Origin of the sequence: Xanthomonas bromi, assembly GCF_900092025.1 — a bacterium.
Taxonomy (GTDB): domain Bacteria; phylum Pseudomonadota; class Gammaproteobacteria; order Xanthomonadales; family Xanthomonadaceae; genus Xanthomonas; species Xanthomonas bromi.
In genome coordinates, this window is record NZ_FLTX01000066.1 from 1 (window position 1) to 21130 (window position 21130).

At 64.8% G+C, this 21130-nt stretch carries 15 protein-coding genes, 1 other RNA gene and 3 pseudogenes; 5 read left to right on the forward strand and 14 right to left on the reverse strand.

Annotated elements, in window-relative coordinates; translation table 11 throughout:
- Positions 1-1043 (reverse strand): annotated as a pseudogene (locus tag XBLMG947_RS18200) (type III secretion system effector XopP); the annotation flags it as partial.
- 643 nt (positions 1044-1686) lie between these two features.
- On the opposite strand from XBLMG947_RS18200, the gene XBLMG947_RS18210 reads away from it, so the two are divergent.
- Both XBLMG947_RS18210 and XBLMG947_RS22870 read left to right on the forward strand, forming a co-directional pair.
- Positions 1687-1760, forward strand: a non-coding RNA gene (locus XBLMG947_RS18210) — sX9 sRNA.
- A 23-nt stretch (positions 1761-1783) separates the two neighbouring features.
- Positions 1784-2141, forward strand: a pseudogene (locus XBLMG947_RS22870) (IS5/IS1182 family transposase); the annotation flags it as partial.
- A gap of 114 nt (positions 2142-2255) precedes the next feature.
- Here the strand turns inward: XBLMG947_RS22870 and XBLMG947_RS18215 are convergent.
- The 5 genes from XBLMG947_RS18215 to XBLMG947_RS18235 all read right to left on the reverse strand — a co-directional run bounded on the left by XBLMG947_RS18215 (position 2256) and on the right by XBLMG947_RS18235 (position 9536).
- The gene (locus XBLMG947_RS18215; protein ID WP_065469996.1) at positions 2256-2981 is read right to left on the reverse strand and encodes an AraC family transcriptional regulator; all 726 of its coding nucleotides are present in this window, start codon (positions 2979-2981) and stop codon (positions 2256-2258) included.
- Between the two features lie 131 nt (positions 2982-3112).
- Positions 3113-3574, reverse strand: coding sequence for a hypothetical protein (locus XBLMG947_RS18220; protein ID WP_065469997.1), 462 nt, complete (start codon positions 3572-3574; stop codon positions 3113-3115).
- Positions 3575-3917: 343 nt separating this feature from the next.
- Positions 3918-6038, reverse strand: a complete 2121-nt coding sequence (locus XBLMG947_RS18225) for an alpha/beta hydrolase family protein (protein ID WP_065470021.1) — start codon at positions 6036-6038, stop codon at positions 3918-3920.
- Between the two features lie 148 nt (positions 6039-6186).
- Positions 6187-7032, reverse strand: a complete 846-nt coding sequence (locus XBLMG947_RS18230; protein ID WP_065469998.1) for a transporter — start codon at positions 7030-7032, stop codon at positions 6187-6189.
- A 533-nt stretch (positions 7033-7565) separates the two neighbouring features.
- Positions 7566-9536 (reverse strand): OPT family oligopeptide transporter, encoded by a 1971-nt coding sequence (locus XBLMG947_RS18235; RefSeq protein WP_065469999.1) that lies wholly within the window; start codon positions 9534-9536, stop codon positions 7566-7568.
- A gap of 376 nt (positions 9537-9912) precedes the next feature.
- Between XBLMG947_RS18235 and XBLMG947_RS18240 the strand changes: the two genes are divergently transcribed.
- Positions 9913-10425 carry a DUF3757 domain-containing protein gene (locus tag XBLMG947_RS18240; protein WP_065470000.1) on the forward strand — a complete coding sequence of 171 codons (513 nt, stop codon included), beginning with the start codon at positions 9913-9915 and terminating at the stop codon, positions 10423-10425.
- 18 nt (positions 10426-10443) lie between these two features.
- Here the strand turns inward: XBLMG947_RS18240 and XBLMG947_RS18245 are convergent, their stop codons facing one another.
- The 5 genes from XBLMG947_RS18245 to lexA form a co-directional block, all read right to left on the reverse strand.
- Positions 10444-11262, reverse strand: coding sequence for an HDOD domain-containing protein (locus XBLMG947_RS18245; RefSeq protein WP_065470022.1), 819 nt, complete (start codon positions 11260-11262; stop codon positions 10444-10446).
- Between the two features lie 347 nt (positions 11263-11609).
- The gene (locus XBLMG947_RS18250; RefSeq protein WP_065470001.1) at positions 11610-14858 is read right to left on the reverse strand and encodes an error-prone DNA polymerase; all 3249 of its coding nucleotides are present in this window, start codon (positions 14856-14858) and stop codon (positions 11610-11612) included.
- 169 nt (positions 14859-15027) lie between these two features.
- The gene (locus tag XBLMG947_RS18255) at positions 15028-16446 is read right to left on the reverse strand and encodes a Y-family DNA polymerase (protein WP_065470002.1); all 1419 of its coding nucleotides are present in this window, start codon (positions 16444-16446) and stop codon (positions 15028-15030) included.
- Positions 16447-16455: 9 nt separating this feature from the next.
- Positions 16456-17109 (reverse strand): translesion DNA synthesis-associated protein ImuA, encoded by a 654-nt coding sequence (imuA, locus tag XBLMG947_RS18260; protein WP_065470003.1) that lies wholly within the window; start codon positions 17107-17109, stop codon positions 16456-16458.
- A 1-nt stretch (position 17110) separates the two neighbouring features.
- Positions 17111-17716: a transcriptional repressor LexA gene (gene lexA, locus XBLMG947_RS18265; RefSeq protein ID WP_065470004.1), complete on the reverse strand. Its 606-nt coding sequence runs from the start codon at positions 17714-17716 to the stop codon at positions 17111-17113.
- A 149-nt stretch (positions 17717-17865) separates the two neighbouring features.
- Between lexA and XBLMG947_RS18270 the strand changes: the two genes are divergently transcribed.
- Both XBLMG947_RS18270 and XBLMG947_RS18275 read left to right on the forward strand, forming a co-directional pair.
- Positions 17866-18087, forward strand: a complete 222-nt coding sequence (locus tag XBLMG947_RS18270; protein ID WP_065470005.1) for an AbrB/MazE/SpoVT family DNA-binding domain-containing protein — start codon at positions 17866-17868, stop codon at positions 18085-18087.
- 9 nt (positions 18088-18096) lie between these two features.
- On the forward strand, positions 18097-18522 hold the full coding sequence (locus tag XBLMG947_RS18275) for a type II toxin-antitoxin system death-on-curing family toxin (RefSeq protein ID WP_065470006.1): 426 nt from the start codon (positions 18097-18099) through the stop codon (positions 18520-18522).
- 87 nt (positions 18523-18609) lie between these two features.
- Here XBLMG947_RS18275 and XBLMG947_RS18280 read toward each other — a convergent pair.
- The 3 genes and pseudogenes from XBLMG947_RS18280 to XBLMG947_RS18290 all read right to left on the reverse strand — a co-directional run.
- Positions 18610-18932 (reverse strand): annotated as a pseudogene (locus tag XBLMG947_RS18280) (DNA-binding protein); the annotation flags it as partial.
- A gap of 16 nt (positions 18933-18948) precedes the next feature.
- Positions 18949-19542: a GIY-YIG nuclease family protein gene (locus tag XBLMG947_RS18285; RefSeq protein WP_065470007.1), complete on the reverse strand. Its 594-nt coding sequence runs from the start codon at positions 19540-19542 to the stop codon at positions 18949-18951.
- Positions 19539-20849 (reverse strand): DUF763 domain-containing protein, encoded by a 1311-nt coding sequence (locus tag XBLMG947_RS18290; protein WP_065470008.1) that lies wholly within the window; start codon positions 20847-20849, stop codon positions 19539-19541. Before XBLMG947_RS18290 ends, XBLMG947_RS18285 begins: the two co-directional genes overlap by 4 nt.
- Between the last annotated feature and the right edge of the window lie 281 nt (positions 20850-21130).

A 21130-nucleotide genomic window follows, 5' to 3' on the forward strand; every position in this document is an offset into this window, starting at 1 on the left:
AAAAGCACGTTCTTGCAGATGGCCAGCATCTCCGGTGTAACCGAGTGCTCGGTTGAAAGATAGCGTTCGACATTGACCTGGGTCACACGCCTGAGTGCTTCGCCCACCTCGAATTTGTTGAGGTTGTCGATTTCTTCAAGCTCCTTCAGTTGGTCAAGCACCTGGTGCAGGCCGCAATCTTCGGCTTGATCGGCAAGTCTCACTGAATGTATTTCGACGAGAATTCCGCGGACTGTCTGCATCTTCTCATGGCACGATGCCACAATTCCCCTGAGGACCTGCAGCTTGTCCTTGAGCGAGTCACGCGGCTCCTTACCCGACATCGGCACTTTGATGCGCTGGCAAACATCCTCCATCACTTCGATGACATCAAGAAGATGAGTGCGTAACGTAAGCCAGGATTGCGGTTGCTGCAGACGGATGGCGTCAGGGGGCAAGACCACCATCTCGGCCCTTTGGGTGATCACATAGCCCAATTCCGTGGCCAGTTTCTGTCTGATCATCGTCTCGCATGAAGCGTATTGCAGGGATGCGGTCTGTGCGATCTGCGACACCAAGAAATTCTCGCAGTCATCGATGCTCTGGAGCGTCAGGCGCCGTTGAATCTTCAACTCGGCCAGTGCATTCAAGCCTTGTCGAGCGGATACGAGCATGGCCTGCCCGGAATTGAGTCTTGCTTCCAGAGCTCTGATGTCCGCTGGTTCGGTCGGCGCTACGTTGAATGTCAAGTCGTTGAATTGTTTCAGCCTGGACGAGGCCCTGCTCAATACTTGTAAAGGATCTTGTGCTGGCGGTACTGACGGCGCGGCCAAGAGCGAGGCCATGACGCCCCTGGCGTTGGCAGAGGATGTCGCTGGGGCATGAGTTGTGGAGGCTCGGGCCAGTCTCGGCGGTCTGATGGCAAGCCCGCCGAGTTGCGCAGAGGGCGCCACAACGTCGGTAGAGGTACTTGTGGCTGCCCCCTGGCCCAATGGTGTCGGTGCAGTTTCAATCGATTGTGCGGGGTCCCGTGGGGCCTGATTGGTCGGTCCAACTTTAGGCACGGTGCTTCCTCCGAGATTGCCATCCCATTGCCTCGCACCCCACGTCCAGATATGCCCATTTTCGGGATGTGCGCGGTTCTTGATCGTGCTGTAAGGCAAGGCTCGGCACGCCGGCAACGACGCCCACCGCGCAGGCATGGTGCAGTCCCCGCCTTGGTGGCGTCATGGTGCTCAATCCGCTTGCCCGGTCAAGTTGCATGTCGCAGTGCCTGTCTCGCTCGTTATCGGATCAGCCCAACATTTCTTTACCATGCGATCGCGACTGATGTATCTAGCGGTGTCTGCGTGGTGCCTGTGATTGCCGTTTCAACGCAAGCAGTTCGACTCAGCCACGGATAGAAGCGTGCTACGCGATGCGTTTGTAAACCACCGAATGCTGCGCTGCCCGCATACCGCGCGAATGCTTGGTGCCTGATACGAAACCACTTGTTGGCGCGTGCAGCTGTTCAAGGACGGGACCAGGCTATCGGGTGAGTCTGCCTGATAACTCAGAAGCCTCAGAGAACAGGCTGAAGTTCCGGGGCGTTCCACGGTACACCGCCGGCGGCACCTGCGGTCCGTGAAGCAAGAGGTAAAGATCGCAGCACTCCGGAAAAGAAGAACGGCTAAACACACTCCTGCGCGGCCAGTGCTCGGTATCGGCATGTATCCACGTGCAGGACGGTTCCTGTACGCCGCCCACACCCGCCTGAGACCGCTCGCTCCGTTTTTTCAGCCGCTCCAAGGCGGCGTCGGCCCCCGGCATCAATCGGCACGCTTCGGCCGTGTTTGAGGAGTTGCTTGATGCCTTGCCGGCCATCTGCGAAAACCAGAGCGCCCGCACGCTGATCAAGCAAACTGCATGTCGAAAAAGCTCACGGCATCCAACGGTGTCGTACATCTCCCAAGCAGCGGCGTCATTGCGCGGATTGCACGCAAGGGCATCGAACGCAACGAGCGGTTGGAGCGTCATCGCTGAATCGTCGAGCGCACGCATGCCGGGTTCGCTGGCATGGGCAAACGACGCGCCTGCTTCGACGTCACATCGCTATCCGCCCGGCATTGCGCTGGCTTGATTGCTCCATCATCTGCTTACGCCTTATTCCCGGGTTTCGCTAGCCGCTCTAGAAGCGCTGGCGGTGCGGTGCACCTGGAGACACCACACAGCACACGCTGATTGCCGAAGGCGGCTTCAAACATGCCACAGCTGTGCAGTCGTCTTTGTCCGCTGTTCTACAACGTTTCGGCAGGCAACTGCTGCGCATTCGCCAACGCACGATACTCGCGTGGCGTCATGCCTACCGCTTGCTTGAATTGCCGCGCAAAGGCGCTTTGATCGCTGAAGCCGCACGCGTGGCCGATTTCGGTGAGGCTCTTGTTTCCGTGCAGCAGATGCATCGCCATCTGCAGGCGCAGCTTGGCCAGCACCTGTTGCGGCGTCAGTTGGAACACCTTGCGAAACGAGCGTTGCAGCTTGGACATCGAAAACCCGGTGATCTCCACCAGCGCCTGCATGCGCACGTTCTGCGCGTAGTTGGCGTTGAGATGCGCCAGCGCCAGACGCAGCTTTTCGTACTGCGATTCTTGCCCGTCCTGCGGGCCCAGATCGCGCGAGATGCCGATGATGCCTTGCACCTTGCCATTCACCAGCAACGGCCGCTTGCAGGTCAGGCACCAGCCAGGCTCGCGGTTGGCGAACAGATGCAGCTCCAGCAGGTTGTCGATCACCTCACCTGCCAGCACCTGCTCGTCCTGATTGGCGTAATTGGCGCCCAGGCCACTTGGATAGACCTCGGCCACACGCTTGCCGATCAACTCCTTGCGCGACTTCAGCCCCAGCCGCCGCAGCATGGTCTGGTTGACGTGGGTGTAGCGGCCTTCGCGATCCTTGACGAAGAACAACACGTCCGGCACGGCATCGAACAACGCTTCCAGATCGGCGGGATCGATGCTCTTCATGCGAGAAGGTTCATGCAGGGCAATGTGCTCGGAATCGGGAAAGGCGCATCACACGAGGCGCGCGATCCAAACCACCCGCTCCCGCCGCGCCATGATACGCGGCATGCGCGATAGGCCTGCGACCGGGTGACTCAGCGCGGGTGATTGCCCGCGTCGACTGCAGTCGGTGCAGCCTTGGCATCCACTGCCGCAGCGGTCGGGTTGCCGATGCGATCCAGCGGCACCTGTCGCGCATGCCAGCTCTGCACCACCGCCGCGCCGGCCTGCGAGCCCACCTGCACGCGCAGGCGCGCACTGCCGCCGGGCGTAATGAACTCGATCTGGCAGTCGCCAGCGGCCATGCAGCTATCGGCCGCAAGCGGGTCCATCAGCTGCCAGCCCTGCTCCATCACCGCCTGCGCAAACGCGCGATACCCCATGCCTGATTGCAGCGTGGCCGGCAATGGCACGCTCGCGTCGCTACCTGACTCGGACGACGCCGGCAGCGCCACCGGTGCGCGCGCAGGCGCACCAGCAGGCCGCGACGCGGCGCCCAGGGCGGGACTACAGATCAGAGCGATTGCCCACAATGCGGGGCGGAACGACGTGCGCATGCAAACGGTCCTGGCGGTCCTGACAGGGAGCTGGGAAGCGGAATAAGTGCTAGTTTGACACGCCTGTGATGCTCTGCGGCAAAATGTGGTGGGGATGCATCGGCCCGCAGCCGGGAGCGTCGCAACCGATCCAGCCCCAGCGCACTCATCCGCAGACCTTGCATCAGCCGACCTGCCAGGTTTGCAGCACAACCACGCCACTGGCGTCGCAGCCTCCGCCCCCCCTCATTTCATCGACCAGCAATCTGGCCGATACCCTCGCGACCAGCGCCTGCCGATCACCCAGCGCACGGCATACGCGCCATCACCGACACGCCGCACCAGGCGGCGTGCCGGCACTGCCTCACTGGCCGATATGTTGCTTGAGCCAGCTGTTGACGGTGTCGTGCCACAAGACGCTGTTATCCGGCTTGAGCACCCAGTGGTTCTCGTCCGGGAAGTACAGGAACTTGGAGTCGATGCCCTTGCGCTGCAGCGCGGTGAACGCGGCCAGGCCTTGTTCGACCGGGATGCGGAAATCCTGCTGGCCGTGGATCACCAGCATCGGCACTTTCCACTTGTCCACGTGCAGGACCGGGTTGAACTTCTCGTAGCCGGCCGGGTTCTGCCAAGGCGTGCCACCGTTTTCCCATTCACTGAACCACAGTTCCTCGGTTGAGTAACCCATCATGCGGTTGTCGAACACGCCGTCATGGTCGACCAGGCACTTCCATGGTTGGTTCCAGTTGCCCGCCATCCAATAGACCATGTAGCCGCCGTAGCTGGCGCCCAATGCGCAGGCCTTGTCGCCGTTGAGGAAGCCGTACTGCTTCTGCGCAGCGGCCCAGCCCTTCTGCAGGTCTTCCAGCGGGCGGTCGCCCCAGTGCTGGCTGATGGCGTCGGTGAATTCCTGGCCGTAGCCGGTGGAGCCGTGGAAATCGATCATCACCACCGCGTAGCCCTGGCCGGCATAGGTCTGCGGATTCCAGCGGTTGCTCCAGCCATTGCCGAAGGTGCCCTGCGGGCCGCCGTGGATCAGGAACGCCACCGGATAGGTCTTGCCTTCCTGGTAGTTGTACGGCTTGACCACGTAGCCATGCACGGTGTCGTTGTTCCAGCCCTTGAACTGGAACTGTTCGTAGTCACCGAACTGCACGTCCGGCAGCTGCTCGCCGGCGCTCTGACTGATCGCGCGCAGACCCTGGCCTTGCGTGTCGCTGACGAAGATCTGATCGCCGCTCTTGAGCGAGTTGCGGGTAAACGCCAGCGTATTGCCAGCCAGCGTCGGTGCATGCACGCTGCCCTCGCCCACCAGCTTGGTCGCCTGGCCGCTGGCGATATCGATCTTGAACAGCGGGTGGTCGCCGAGATCATCCGCGCTGGTGTAGAGGCTGCTGCCGTCGTCGCTCAGCACGATTTCGCCGGCCGAGCGGTCCCATTTGGGCGCAATCTCGCGTGTCTTGCCGCTGGCCACATCCATCGCCATCAGGCCGAAGCGGTCGGCTTCGAAACCGGGACGCTTCATTGCGCGGTAGTACAGGGTCTTGCCGTCGGTGCTGAACACCGGGCCGGCATCCCAGGCCGGGTTGGCCGCGGTCAGATTGACTGGCGCCGACTTGCCGGTGGCATCCAGGCGGTACAGGTCGAAGTTGGTCTGCCAGGGTTCGTCGTTGCCGGTGGGCTTGGCGCTGGTCTTGGCACTCTTGCCCACTTCCGGGCCATGCGACTGCGGAATGCGCACGCTCGCCACCACGGTGCTGCCATCCGGAGACCAGGTGTAATCGTCGTTGCCGCCGAACGGCTTGGACGGCGCATCGCCGGCCAGCGTGGCGCTGATCGCCGACGCACCGACCACTGCCTTGGCGCCGGCCGCGGGCAACTCGGCCACGAACAAGGTATTGCGGCGGCCATCGTTCCAGGTGTCCCAGTGGCGCACGAACAGCTGGTCGTACACCACGCCGCTGGCCTTGTTGTTCTTGAGTTCGCCCAGTTTTTTCCTGGTGCAGCCCAGGTCCGAGCCGCAGTCCTGGAACACGCCTGCGCTAAAGGCAATGCGCTTGCCGTCGGGCGAGAGCTTGTAACTATCCACGCCCACCGCAAACGCGGTGAGCTGCTGCGGAGTGCCGCCGGCCAATGGCTGCGCGTAGAGCTGCTGGCTGCCGGATTTACTGCTGAGGAAGTACACCGTCTTGCCATCGGGCGACAGCGCCGGGCTGTTGACGTTCCAGCCTTCCGGGGTGAGCCGCTTGGGCGGCGCCAAATCGCGGGTGCGCAGATTGCGCACCCACAGGCTGGTAGCGGGCTTGCCATTGCTGGTCTTGGCTTGCCGCTTGGCAAACAGCACCACGCTGCCATCCGGGCTGAGCGTGGGCGAGGAGACCCGCTCCAGCGCCACCATGTCGCGCACATCGAAACCGCGCGCGGCGGCAAGGCTTGGCAGGGCAGCCAGCAAACACAGGGGCAATACGGCGTGACGCAGCTTCATCGAGATCTCCGGCAACGGCAAAACGTCGATGGTAGGCGGTGCTGCGGCGCACGCGCAAAGGCAGAACGTCATGCGGCGCGACGTCAGGTGAGACGCCGTCGCGCGCCTTGCCCGTGCCACCTCCCTGCGGCACGAGTGGCTGAGGACGTCAGAAGCGGTGCGACAGGCCCACGTAGACCTGCGTGTCAGGTGTCCGGTCGTTGAGGCCGAAGTTGGCACCCACATCCAGCTGCAACAGCGGGTTGAGCAGATACGATGCCGCGATATCGGCCGAGTACTGTTCGACAGTCTGCGCAGGGTCGCGGTTGATCGAGGACCACAACTCCACCGCCATCGACAACTTCGACGTAAGCGGACGCGCCAGATTGATCGCATTGACGATGGCGATGTGCTTGCCACTGCCATCGCTGTCGGCCAACCAATCCACTTCCGGCCCGAAGGTCAGCGAGAAGCTGTTGGGCAGCACGAAGTTGACCGGTAGTGCCACGCCGCCTTCCCAGGTGTCGTTGCCCAGCCCGGTACGTGCGGTGGGTGCCTTGACGAACGGCAGCAGCGCCACGCTGGCGGTGTCGCTCTCGTAGAAACGCGCCTTCATGCGCAGATAGATATCGCCGCCGCCGCTCAGGCTGGTGCGCGCACCGGTGGCGCGGTCGGTGGTCTTGACCTGTAGCTGCGGCGCCCAATTGAGCTGCAGATCGATGCGGTCGCTGACGCCGTACTTGAGCGTGGGATTGGTGAAGTAGGAGGTTTCCGTGCGTGTGCCGGGCTGGCTGTCGCGCGTGTAATTGCCGATGTCGGTTTCCAGCTGCCAATCGCCGGCCGGCACGGTGCAGGTGGCATTGGCCTTGGTCGGCCGATCGGTGCAGAGCGCCGCTTCGGTGGCGTCTTGCGCCTGCGCTTGGGTTGCCAGGCCGCACAGCACGCCGGCCATGGCGATGGCCAGCAGCGGAGTGCGCGCTGCGCGGGACGAGGAACGGGAAATAACAGTCAGCATTACAGTAACTCCATAGCAAAGCGCTGGATCGATGACAGGACAAACCAGCAGTGAGTGGGTGGGGGTGCACGTGGAGAGGCGGATCGACTGCACGACGCCGGACTTGCGGCGTCCGGTTGATCCTATCGAACTGTCGCGCTCGTATGACAAAAAAGTGACCGCAACTGCACATTGGAAGAAACGCAGTGTGATTGGGCTAACGTTTTTGTCGGCAGCAGCGGCGGCGCGATGGCCTGCGGCGCGGAGATCAGCGGGGTCGATCGAGGTATGCGGCAGCCGTAACGCATCATCCGTGCGGGAGACGGCACGATACGGAGCAGCTGCATAAAGGCGCTATGCATGAGCGCAGGATCTGGCATAAAGCCGGCGCAAAGACGGGCTGCAGACCAAGAAGTGCCGTCAGGAGCGGTCGGTGGGTCTGCGGCGGCGGTGCGTGGGCATGGTGCAGATGGCAGCGGCATGCGCTGCGGGCAGGTCGCCTTGCGCCCTGCCAGGACGGCGCATGCATCGCATGCGCCGTGTCTGACGCCGGCTCAGGCCGCCTGTTCGCCGCGCTTGCCGACGCGATACAGCAGCCAGCCGACCAGGGCGAGAATGGCCAGGCCAACCCACTGATTGAGTTGCAAGGCAGCCGGCAGCGCCAGCACATCGGCGCGGCTGGACAGCACGATCGGCACCGCGATGGCGATCCCCATCAGCGCTTCGCCGGTGATCAGTCCGGCGGCAAACAGCACGCCCGGACGATGCACGCGGTCGCGGCCATCTTCGTCGTCGGCACGGATATTGTGGAAGCGCTCGACCAGATGCGCGATCAGGCCACCGATGAAGATCGGCACCATCAGCTCCAGCGGCAGGTAGATACCGATCGCCGCGGCCAGCACCGGCACGCGGAAGCGCTTGCCGGTGGCCTTCAACCATTCGTCCAGCGCGATGATCGCCGCGCCCACCACCGCTCCGATGGCGATCATCGTCCACGGCAACTGGCCACCGAACAAGCCCTTGGCCACCGAGGCCATCAAGGTGGCCTGCGGCGCGCCCAGCGAATTGGGATGCTGCGGCGTGGCCGGGCCGATACCGTAGGCCTGGGCCAGCAGGTTCAGCACCGGCGCCATGATCAATGCGCACGAGAACGCACCGATGCCCAGCATCAGCTGCTGCTTCCACGGCGTGGCGCCGACCAGATACCCGGCCTTGAGATCCTGCAGGTTGTCGCCGCCCACCGCCGCCGCGCAACACACCACCGCACCGATCATGATCGCGGCCACCGCACCCAGCGGTGCGGCGCCGATACCCACCGGCACCAGACCGTCCTTACCCAGCAACAGCACCAGCACCGCCGAGGCGAACAGGATGGTGGAGATGGTGATGCCCGAGACCGGGTTGTTGGACGAGCCGATCAACCCGGCCAGATACCCGGACACCGACACGAACAGGAAGCCGGCCACGATCATGATGATGGTCATCGGGATCGACACATGCCACTGCTGCACGATGGCCTGATACAGGCCCAGCAGCGGCAAGGTGCACAGCACCAGCGCCACCAGCATCCACTTCATCGGCAGATCGCGCTCGGTGTCGGCGACCACGCCGCCACCGCTCTTGCGTGCGGCGGCAAAGCCGCTCTTGACGCCGGAAAACAGCGATTTGCGCAGCGAAAACAAGGTCCACACGCCACCGATCAACATCGCGCCAACACCGAGGTAGCGGATCTTCGCGCCCCAGATGCCGAACGCGGCATCGGCCGCCGGCGCACCGACCAGGCTCTGTGCCAGCGCCGGGTCCGAGCCCATGAAGAACTGTTGATACAGCGGGATGGCGATGTGCCAGGACAGGATGGAACCGGACAACACCACGATGCCGACATTCAAGCCGACGATATAGCCCACGCCCAGCAGTGCCGGCGACAGGTTGGTGCCGATATAGCCCACCAGCCGAGTGCTGCCCAGGTAGGTGGCCTGCGCCCAGGTATCGGGGATCACGCGCAAACCGCTGGCGGCAGCGAGCTTGACCAGCGCACCGATGGCGCCGGAGGCGGCCAGGATCTTCAGGCCAGGGCCGGGATTTTCGCCGGCCTTGAGCACTTCGGCTGCCGCCTTGCCTTCGGGGAACGGCAGCGGGTCTTCGACGATCATCGAGCGCCGCAGCGGCACCGAGAACAGCACGCCCAGCAGGCCACCCATGCCGGCGATGCCGAGCACCCACCAGTACTTGAAGTCCGGCCAGTAGCCCATGATCACCAGCGCGGGGATGGTGAAGATCACCCCGGCGGCGATCGACGAGCCGGCCGAAGCGCCGGTCTGGACGATGTTGTTCTCCAGAATGGTGCCGCCGCCAAGCAGGCGCAGCACACCCATCGACACCACCGCTGCCGGAATGGCAGTGGCGATGGTCAGGCCGGCGAACAGGCCGAGATAGGCGTTGGCGGCCGAAAGCACCACTGCCAGCACGATGGCCAATACGACGGCGCGGAAGGTGAGTTGGCGCGGTTGCGCGTCGTGGCGCATTGGGCATTCCCCTGTAGGCAAAAAATCCGTACCACGCTAGCGCCTGCGCCGATGCGAGTCCAGCTGCGGCGCGGCGTGACAGTGTGCAAGGGATGGCGTGTGGCGCAAACAACATCGGCGGCGATGCCTTGCGTGGCGCGATGGAGACGCCAACTGGCGGCGACCCGTGTGGATCGTTGCATCGGTGCGCCCCTGGCGCCATTGATTCGCACATGGCGCCGGCGCCAGGGCGTGGCGCTCGCTATCGTCCTGCGCAGCAGCGGGTCGACAAGAGCCTGTGTGCCCCGCTCCGGCCGATGCGGCGTGCGCTGACCGCCAAGCCTGTTTCATCGGCCTTCCATCGCATACCGCGGCCGCGTGCCGAAAGGTCCGACACATGATCCGTCCACTGACACCGTTGATTCTGGCCGGCATGCTACTGCCGCCTGCTGCTGCCGATGCATCCGGCAAGCAGCCTGCTCAGGACGCGGCACGATGCCCAGCACCTGAAACGGTGCACTACGAAGCCGGACGCTATCGCGCCCCTGTCCGGCTCGACGTCGGCTCCGGAAGCGGCGTGTGGGCCAGTACGCTGCAACCCAACGCGGGCAGTCCGCGGCATTTTTCATCAGCGCTCTACTACGGCACCCTCGCCGCGGCGGCGCCCAGCACCGGAGTTCTGGTCAATTGCAGCTACGCGTTACACGGTGGCACGGAGGTGGATCTGGCCTACTTCGATCGCCAGACGCCGGATACACAACGCAACCTGATCATCACACTGCAACGCCCATCCCGCTGGCAGCTCGATCAAGCGCCAGCCCCTGGGCAGGATCAGTTCTATGCCTGTTCCCGGAGTGAGGACATCCGGAGCGCGGCGGACTGCGCGTTCGAGCCGCTGCGTCTGGAGTGACGCAGCGGCAACCACTGTTCAGTGCAGCAACTCGGCAAACGCGCGATCGGCTTCGATCACCTCCGGCAGCGCCGCGAACAAGGCGTCCAGATCCACGCCATCCATCAGCGGGCCGCGCACCGCTTCCAACGCCGCCGGGGTGGCGCCGCCGTGGGCGTGCAGCGCGTCGGAGACCTGCACCGCCTGGGCGACCAGCAGCGGCATCCGCGCACCGTCCGGCGCGGCCGCGGGGCGCACCTGGTAGGCGATGGCGTCCTGGATCACGGTCGGCAACTGCCAGCGGCGCGCCAGTTCGGCACCCACCTCCGGGTAGCCGAAGCCCAGTTGCAACGTTTCTTCGGCGGCATAGCCGGCCGAGGAACTGTCGTGATTGATGCGGCTGGCGTAATCGGGAGCGCCGGACTGGATCAGCAACTCGCCGATGTTGTGCATCATGCCGCAGGTGAAGGCGGTCTCCGGATCGAGCCCGTGCTGGCGCGCCAGCAGGCGGCAGATGCCGGCCACTTCGAAACTGTGGCGCCAGAACGCCTTGAGGTCGAAACCCGGGCCTGCACGGAAGGCGCCGGTCATCGCCGAGGCCAGCACCAGCGTGCGCAATGTGTTGAAGCCCAGCCGCATGGCCGCATCTTCCACGCTGGTGGAATCGCGCAGGCCGTGGAAGCGCGCCGAATTAGCCAGCCGCAATACCTTGGCGGCGATGACCGGATCGCGCTCGATGCTGTGCGCCAGCGTATCGATATTGGTCTGCGGATCGTCGAACTGACGGATCAGGTCCTGCGCCACCTTGGGCACGGTGGGCAAGGTATGCAACTGGTCGAACAACGCCTCCAACTTCATGATCGCCTCGTGGGTGAACGGATAAGCCAGCGCGGCTGCGCAGACCTGCATGGTGTAGCACAGACCGGTTGGCCGTCGGTGACCGATGCCGGGCTTATTCATGCACGCGCATGGGTTTGTGCGCTGGAGGCGACATCTCGCACCTTGTCGGGCAATGATCACGGCCATCAGCGAACTCGACAGCAATGTTGCAGGCGATGACGTGGATGCCGGCGCGTCTGCCGGTTGGCTGTCGTCAGCGTCGGTGACGAGCGCGCAGCGACGCAACGTTGGACTGAGCGCAGCCGCAGCACGTGCATGGACATCACGCATCGTTGCGTTGCCGGTGCGTGCCGGCGTCGGCAGCACTAATGAAAATCGCGCGAGGGCAGCTGCATCTCGCCGAGCAAATCGCTGAGGTCGTGCAGGTCGCCGGCGATCAGGTGCTCCACGCCATCCACGCGTTCCCAGCGGCCACGCACGGCGAGCAGGCGCGATTCCAGCAGCGCACGGCGTCGGCGCAGCGCCAGGTGCGACCAGACGATGACGTTGATCATGCCGTGTTCGTCTTCCAGGGTGACGAAGATGGTGCCCTTGGCGGTGGCCGGACGCTGGCGTTGGGTGACCAGCCCGGCGACATGCACGCCGCTGCCATGGCGGCGCCCCTGCAATTCGCGCAGGCCGAGGATGCGCCGCTGGCGCATCTGCGGGCGCAGCAGCGCCATTGGATGTTGGCGCAGACTCAGACCGACCGAGCGGTAATCGGCAAGAATCTCTTCGCCCGCACGCGGGGCTTCGAACTCCACCGGGCGCTCTTCCGGGCTGCCCGGCAACAGCGGGCGCCGCGCCTCCACGCCGGCCATGGCCCAGCGTGCGGCGTTGCGATTGCCCACCATGCCCTGCAAGGCCCCGGCTTCGGCCAGTGCCAGGCGCGCTTTTTCATCGAGTGCGGCGCGCAGGCACAGATCGCCGATATCGGCGAACGCCCGCTGCGTGCGTGCGGCAACGATGCGCTGTGCCACCACTTCCGATACTCCAGCGACCTGCCGCATGCCCAGCCGGATCGCCGGTTGTTCGCCAGGATCTGCGTCGCTGCGCCACGGCCGCCCGCCGACCAGGGTGTTGTCCCAATCGCTGTGCAGCACATCCACCGGCAGCACCTCCACGCGCGCGCGCTCGGGGCTGCCGCGGCGCGCGTCCTGCACGATCTGGCTAGCCGAATAAAACCCCATCGGCTGCGCGTTGAGCAGCCCGCAGGCGAAGGCAGCCGGCTCGTGACGTTTGAGCCAGCAACTGGCGTAGACGAGTTTGGCGAACGAGGCGGCATGACTTTGCGGAAACCCGTAGGAGCCGAAGCCCTTGATCTGTTCGAAGATCTGGTCGATGAAGGTGGAGGCGTAGCCTTTGCCTTCCATCAATCCGCGGATACGTACGCGATGCGATTCCATATCGCCACCACGTCGCCAGGCCGCCATCGAACGGCGTAGCTTGTCGGCCTCGTCGGGGTCGTAGCCGGCATGGATCACCAGTTCCATCACCTGCTCCTGGAACAGCGGAATCCCCAATGTCGGCCCCAGAATCTTCTCTACGCCTTCGGAGGGATAGCTGATCAGGTTCTTGTCTTTGCGACGTTGCAGGTACGGATGCACCATGTCGCCCTGGATGGGGCCGGGGCGCACGATCGCCACTTCGATCACCAGGTCGTAGAACTCTGCAGGTTTGAGCCGCGGCAGCATCGCCATCTGCGCGCGCGACTCGATCTGGAATACGCCGACTGTGTCGGCACGCTGGATCATCTTGTAGGTATCCGGATCCTCATCCGGCAACGTCGCCAAAGCGTAGTCGCGTCCCCGCTGACCACGCACCAGATCCAGCGTCTTGCGGATGCAGGTCAGCATGCCCAGGGCCAGGCAATCGACCTTGAGCAGCTTCATGGTTTCCAGATCGTCCTTGTCCCACTGGATGATGGTGCGATCACGCATGGCCGCGTTTTCCACCGGCACCAGCATCGACAGGGGTTCGTCGGAGATGACGAAGCCACCGACATGCTGCGACAGATGGCGCGGGTGATCGCGCAGGTGTTCGGTGACGGCGAGGATCTTGTTGATCAACGGGTTGGCCAGATCGAACCCGGCTTCTTCGATGCGCTGTTCCATCGGCGTTTCGCCATTGCCCCAACCGTAGCAATTGGCCAGCAACGCGATCTGATCCGGCGGCAGGCCGAAGGCCTTGGCCACATCGCGCACGGCGCTCTTGCCGCGATAGCAGATCACCGTAGCGGCCAATGCCGCGCGCTCCCGGCCGTATTTGGTGTAGACGTATTGCAGCACTTCTTCGCGGCGCTCGTGCTCGAAATCGACGTCGATATCCGGCGGCTCGTTGCGTGCCTTGGACAAGAAGCGCGAGATCAGCAAACGCGTCTTGCGTGGATCCACCGAGGTAATTGCGAGCGCGTAGCACACTGCCGAATTTGCCGACGACCCACGCCCCTGACAAAGAATGCCTTTTGAACGCGCGAAGTGCACGACATCGCGCACGGTAAGAAAGAACGCCTCGTATTCCAGTTCGGCGATCAGCGCCAATTCCTTCTCGATGTCGTCGCGTATTTTCTCTGGCGTACCATCGGGCCACCGCTCACGCATGCCCTGCTCGGTGAGCTGGCGTAGGTAACTGGTGGGCGTATGCCCTTCCGGCACCAATTCTCTGGGGTAGCTATAGCTGATCTTGGAAAGATCGAAGGTACACCGCTGCGCCAACTCCACCGTGGCCTGCAACAGCGCATCGGGATAGATATTGCCCAAGGCGCGCCGCGTGCGCAGATGCCGCTCGCCATTGCGGAACAGGTGCGCGCCGCACTCGGCCAGCGCGGTGGTGTGGCGGATGGCGGTCAAGGTGTCCTGCACGATGCGCTCGCGGCGCTGCGCCATATGCACATCGCCACTGGCCAATGCGGCCATGCCCAGGTGTTGCGCCAGCAATTGCAGCGCCTGCAGGCGTGCGGCGTCGTCCTGTTCGCGATGCAGCTCCACCGCCAGAAACGCACGCACGCCGAAGACCTGTTGCAACCAGGCGCCCTGCTCTGCCTGCGGCTGCGCGCCAGGCAACCACAGCGCAAACACACCTGGCACACCCTCGCGGAACTGCGCCTGGACGTCCGCACGCCCCAAGCGATAGTCGCCCTTGCCCGCCGCGCGCCGTGCGGTGGTGATCAAGCTGCACAACTGCGGATAACCGTGTGCGTTTTCCACCAGCAGCACGAAGCGGGTGCCATCGACCAGGGTGAATTCGCTGCCCACGATCAGCCGCACGCCGGTGACGCGCGACGCTTCCAGGCCACGCACGATGCCGGCCAGCGAGCATTCGTCGGTAATGGCCAAGGCGCTGTAGCCGCAGTGCTGCGCGCGTGCGAACAACTGCTCGGCACTGGAGGCCCCACGCAGGAACGAGAAGTCCGACAGGCAGTGCAGTTCGGCATAGTCAGGCAAGCCATCGGCGACCTGCGCATGGCTGATGTCGTCGTTGGCCGCGCGCAACCGCGCGGCAACATTCCAGGCACGTGGCATGCGCCCGCCGGGCGTGTCGCGGTCTACGCCATCGATGGCGTCATCCCAGCTCATGCACGGATGCCTTCAACAGCGGGCTGCGCGATACGGTATTTCCAGTGCACGGCAGATCGCGCGGCTACAGCGCCTGCTGCGTTTGACCGGAGCCATGGCATCGGCTTGCGCCCAAGCCGCCACGACCAGCCAGGCGACACATGCTCCGACCGCGCGGGCATGCCTGCGCTCACGCAAACCATCCGTGCAGCATCCAGCCATCCACCCGGCCAGGCGCGGCGAATACCCAGCCGCGTCGGCCGCGTGCGGTCTCCACCACGTAGTAATCGCGACGTGCTTCGTCGTCGTCCCACCAGCCGCTTTCCAGCCGTTCCGGGCCGGAGACGATACGCAGGTGCGGGTCGTGCAGCGGCACCGGTTGCGGCAGCAGCCAGGTAGGGCGCGGCGGACGTGGCGGCGCAGCAGCTTCGCGCACCGCATCGCCGATGGCGCGACGCCAGGCGCGTTCCGGGCGCGGGTCGTCGGCCGGCAGCACGCGATACACCGCCTCATCGCCCAGCCGCGCACGCAAGCGTTCGCGCAGTTGCGGCCACTCCACCGATTGCTGCGCGCGTTGATCGAACAAGTCGCGCATGGCCGGGACAAACGGCGGCAGTTGCCGTGCCAGCAGGCGCATCGCCACCACCGGGCGCGGAATCTCCACCCGCTCCAGCCGGTTGCGGGCCAGCTCGAATAGCAACGTGGGCGCACGTTCCGGCGTCAGCAGGCCGATTTCCACATCGGTCGCGCCTTCCTCGTGTTCCAGGCGCAACAAAAACCGCTGCACGCCACCATCGCGAATGGACAGATACGTGCACAAGTCACCAATTAGGCGACGCAACGGAAACAGCAGCGCCGGATGCGTTTCCACCTCATAGCCCAGCTCCACGCGGTGGTCGAAATGGTCTGGCGGCGCGTAGCATTCCAGCGGGTCGTCGACCTGGCCGTAGAGGCGGTCCAGATGATCGAGCAGGCCCGCACCGAAGCGCCGGCGCAATCCGTCGCGCGGCAAGGCGCGCACCGCCGCGAGCGTGCGCACGCCCATATGCTGCAGGCGCTCGCCCACATCGCCCGGCAACGCGGCGCGGCGCACCGGTACGTTGTCGAGCGTGCTGTGCAGGGCCGGCAACTGCGTCACCGCCATGCCGTCGCGCAGGCCGGCCAGCACGCGCGCGGCGCGCGGTGTGGGCGCCAGCGCAAGCCGGTGCTGGAAACCCAAGGCCTGCAGCTCGTCGCGCAGGCGGCGCTCGAAGCGCGGCCAGGGGCCGAACAGACGAAAACTCGCGCCCGCCTCCAGCACGACGGCACGCGACCATTGCTGGCTCACCAACGAACTGTGCCGGTACGCCCAGGCCGCCAGAAACCGCTGCGTGCGCGCTTCGTTCTGCGCGTCGTAATCGATGGTGCGTACCTGCGTCATCAACGCATGCGCCGCCGACAGCCGCATGCCGGCCTTCAGCCCGGCCACGGCAGCGGCGGCATTGACCGAGTGCAGGCTGCGCAACTGCGCCGGGCCTTCCACCAGCACCAGCGGCGCCTGCGGCTCTTCCAGACGCCGAAGGACAGCGTCCAGCGCCAGCTGCGGCAGCAAGATGCAGGCCCACAACATGCGCACGCCTCAATGCGCCAACCGCAACGGCTGCGACGGGACCTGACCGCCGCGGCATTTGCGCACCTGCCAGGCATCACGCTCGGGCAGGAATTCCAGCCGCAAGGCCGCCGGCGATGCATTCACCGCATGGCGACGATCGCGCAATGCGAACGCGCAGCAATTGCCGCTATCGGCCGCCACCTGCAACCGGCGCAGCGCACGCGTATCGCCGGTCTGCGGCCACCCCAGCACCGCGGCGCATGCGCCGCTGCGCAGGCATTGTTCGAACGCCCACAAGGCATCGCGCGGCTCAGCCTGCACCACTTCCAGATGCTCCAGCACCACCCCGCCGGCCTGCCAGGCCGGCGCATAGGGAATGAACGGCGGCGCTACCAATACCACCCGGCTACTGGCGCCGGTCATCCGCGCCAGGGTGGGCAGCAACAAGGCGATCTCGCCGATGCCATGCGCAGACAACAGCAATTCGGTCAACGCACGCCGCGGCCAGCCGCCATCGGGCAGCAGCGCATCCAATGCCGCGTGTCCGGTGGATTCGCCACCATTGGCGGTGGCCGTCCCCTGGCCCGCACGCCAGACCGTACGCGCCGCGAGCAGGGCGTCCAGCGGCAGTGCCACCGCCGCATTGCCGTCCTGTCTGATGCGTGCCGGCTCCTGGCTCATGTCAGCCCTGCCGGATCAGGCCGCAGTACAGCCCTTCGATCGCGAAGTCGGCGTCAGCCGCCACCACGATCGGCGCATGCGCGCGATTGCGCGGCAGCAGGCGGATGCGTTCGGCGCCGCGCTCCAGGCGCTTGATGGTGATTTCGCCATCCACCCGCGCCACCACGATCTGCCCGTCGCGCGCCTCGTTGCTGCGATGCACGCCGACCAGGTCGCCGTCCAGGATGCCGTCGTCGATCATCGAATCGCCCTGCACCTGCAACAGGTAATCCGGACGCAGCGAAAACAGCGCGCGGTCCAGCCACAGCTGCTGCTCCAGCCCGATATCCGCCCCGATCGGCACACCCGCCGCCACCCGGCCCAGCACCGGCAAGGCCAGCAAGGCATCGCGCCCGGCGCCCCCCGGCACGCGGATGCCGCGCTTTTGGTTGGGCCGCAGTTCGATCAAACCGGCCTCGGCCAGCGCCTGCACGTGCTTTTGCGCGGCATTGCGCGAGGCAAACCCGAAGGCCTGCGCGATCTCGGCCAGACTGGGCGACACACCTGCCTGGGCCTGCTCCTGCAGGAAGGCCAGCACGGCGGCACGTTGGGGGGTGAGCGGTGACATTGGGGCGCGGTAGCCGGACGGAACAAGGTGTACATTTGTACACCGATTGGTCGCAGCAGGCGAGATTGGCTTGCTGAGCCGCTTCAGCCATCCGGCTTGCGGGGGACCGATTGCGGAGTTATAACTTTCGTATTAACAGGAGGTCCGCCATGAAGCTCAAGATCACCGCCATCGGCAATTCCGCCGGGGTCATCCTGCCCAAGGAACTGCTGGCTCGCCTGCGGCTCGGAAAGGGCGACGAACTCTATGCACTGGAAACACCAGACGGCATCAAGCTGACCAATTTCGACCCCACCCTGGCCGCACAGATGGACGTGGCCGAACAGGTGATGCGCGAGCGCCGCACGCTGCTGCACAAGCTGGCGCAGTAAGCCATTCCCATGATCATTTTGATCGAACGGCCGCTGGTGCTGGCCATCCATGACCGTCAGCTGGCCGAGCATGGCGGCGCCAGCGGCGTGCGCGACGATGCCCTGCTCGACTCTGCGCTGGCCAGACCCAGGCAATTGCTGTCCTACGGCGCGCCGCCGCCGGATCTGGCGGCGCTTGCGGCCAGCCTGGCCTATGGCCTGGCGCGCAATCATCCATTTGTCGACGGCAACAAACGCACCGCCGCCGTCGCCTGCGAAACCTTCATCGTGCTCAACGGCGCAATCATGGTGGCAGACGATCTGGAGCTCTACGGGTTCTATATGGGGCTGGCCGACGGATCGCTGGACGAAGCGGCCTGCGCGACATGGCTGCGTCCTCGCCTGCAGGTACGACACCCGCAACGCGTCAACGAATCGACGCCCATCTACGGCTGAAGCGAGCTGACCGAAACGCGCTGTGTCAGGCAGTTGCGTCAGACAAGCCGTGTCTGTCTGGCGCACGCAGCATGATCGATCGCTGCACTAGGTGGCACTGCCCTGGTCGGTACGCTTGCGCGTCGCGACCGCCTTCTTCGCCGCCGCCTTGCGCACGGCCGGGCCTTTGGTTTTCACGGCTTTCTTCGCGGCTACCGAGCGGACGCTGGCGGTGCGCTTCTTGGCGGCGTGCCTGGTCTGTGCCGACAATGCCTGCCTATCGTCTTGCTGGCCGTAGTTTTTTTGCTTGCGGTCTTCAGCGCTTTCTTTGCACCCGCTGCACGGGTCAGCGAGGGCGGCTTGTCGGAATTGGCTACAGCGTCGTCCTATGCGGCCTTCTTCCTGGTGGCCTTGGAGGCGGTGTTGGGAGGTGGCACGCCAACACGCTCACTGCGCGCCGCAATACCACGCCCAGATCTGTTCGGGCAGATGCGCCTGCAGCGGCAGATCGAGGGCGCGATACCCATCCAGCACGTCGCGCAGCGCACGTTGCGCCGGTGTCGGCCCGACCAGCCCATCCAGTTCGTCCGGACTCAGCTGCACGGCCGACCAGTCGTACAACCGATCAATGCACTGCGCCATCGCCGCGTGCAACCAGTCGCGCAAGACGAACACGCGGTAGCCGTGGGCATGCAAACCGCTCACTGCCAGTTCCAGTGCCTCACTCACGCCACGGAACCACTCGGTATGCCCACCGACGACTGCGCGGATCGCCATCGGTGCCGGTGCTTTATGCGCAAGCAAGGGGCGACGCAGTTGCAACTTCAGATCGCGCGCGTCGCGCTCGCGCTCGACTTCGACGAGCAACGCGCGTTCCAGATCGAAAAAATCGAACCAGCGCGGATGCAGGCTACCGATACGTCGCAACGGATCCCGCGAGAAACCGATCTTGCAATGGTCTTCCCACTGGCAAGGAAACACATAGGTGAAGCAGCGCCCGTCGATGGCGAGCGGTGTACTGCTACTTCCGCGCATGCTCATCGACGACTTACATGCGCGTGCGCATCCTCTGGTGCTGGTTCCCAACCGAACACGCTGCGCCCGCCGTACCGATGCGCATCGCGACGTTCCTGCGCAATGTAGTCTTCCACTGTCGGCCCCTGTGCAGTGGCTTCGAGACGACGCGCCTGTGCATCCAGCCGTGCGATCGCCTGCAAGCGTTCGTCGTGACCGAGCTTGGCCTGCTGCATCGCCTGCTTGAGCACGCCGATGGTGTGATCGAGCACGCGTGTAGGTACCGGGAACGGTTGCCGGTCCTTGCCGCCGTGCGCAAGCGAAAAGCGTGCCGGGTCGCTGAAACGGCACGGTGTGCCGTGCACCACTTCAGCCACCATCGCCAGCGAGCGCAAGGTACGCGCACCCACGCCCGGCACCTGCAGCAACGCGGTGAAATCGCGGGGCCCCGCTTCGGCCGCCGCAGCCAGGCTGCCATGCAGCCGGCGGACGATCACGTTCTCGCCGCGCACATCGTGATGATCGGGCAGGGACAGATGCGGTTGCTGCGCCGGGTCCCACTCCTGCCCGGCGAACAGATCGCCGGTGACCGGACCTTGCGCCACAGTCGCCGCAGGCACCTGCTCACCCGCAATCCGTTGCCATTGGCGTGCCAGCTGATCCGGCGCCGTGCTGCGCAGCAACTCCACCTGCGCATCGCGCGAGGCAGCCGCGCGCTGGTCGGCAAGATTGACGATGTTGCCTTGATGCGCGCCATCGATAGCCGCATGCGGCGCATCCACAAAACTGCTCAGTCCTTCGGAGAGCCAGTGATAGCGGCGTGCCTGCTTGCGCTGCCCGTGCATGCCTTGTTGCACCACCACCCAGCGGCCGTCGTCGCTGACGATGAACCCGTGCAGATACAGATCGAAGCCGTCCTGCACTGCGGCGCTGTCCACTTTGGCGACCAGCCGGCTGGCCTGCACCAATGCAACGCCATCCAGCCCCACGGCATCGCCCACGGCCAGCAATTCGGAAGGCGTGGCGCGCGAATGCCGGCCGCGCCCGCCACACACATGGATGCCGAGTTCGCCAGACAATGGCGTCAACCCACGCTTGAGTGCGCCAATCACGCTGGTGGTGATGCCGGACGAATGCCAGTCCATCCCCATCACCGCACCGAACGACTGAAACCAGAACGGGTGTGCAAGCCGCCGCAACACTTCATCGCGCCCATAGCTGTGCACGATCGCCTCGCACATCACCGCGCCAAGCCGCGCCATTCGCTCACCCAACCAACGCGGAACGCGCCCTCCATGCAAGGGAAGATCCGCACTGCCACCGCGCCGGCTCATTACTGCCACCTCGTCTTCATGCCGCAAGGATAACGGCGGAGCGTCGCAGCAACTGGGACGCAGACGGATAGCTGCGCGCGCAACCTGACGAATTCAGCGCACCACATCGCATCGCATGCATTGCGGGCCGCACTCGCAACGCATGCAAGCGCGAGCGTGTCGTGATTACAGTGCTGCTGTTGAATGCGGTTGCATAGCGCTAGATAGGCACGCATCGCACACATGGTCACTTTGCGTTGACCACAGCGCCGTCAAGGTGGTGGCCTTCCTCAGCCATCGCC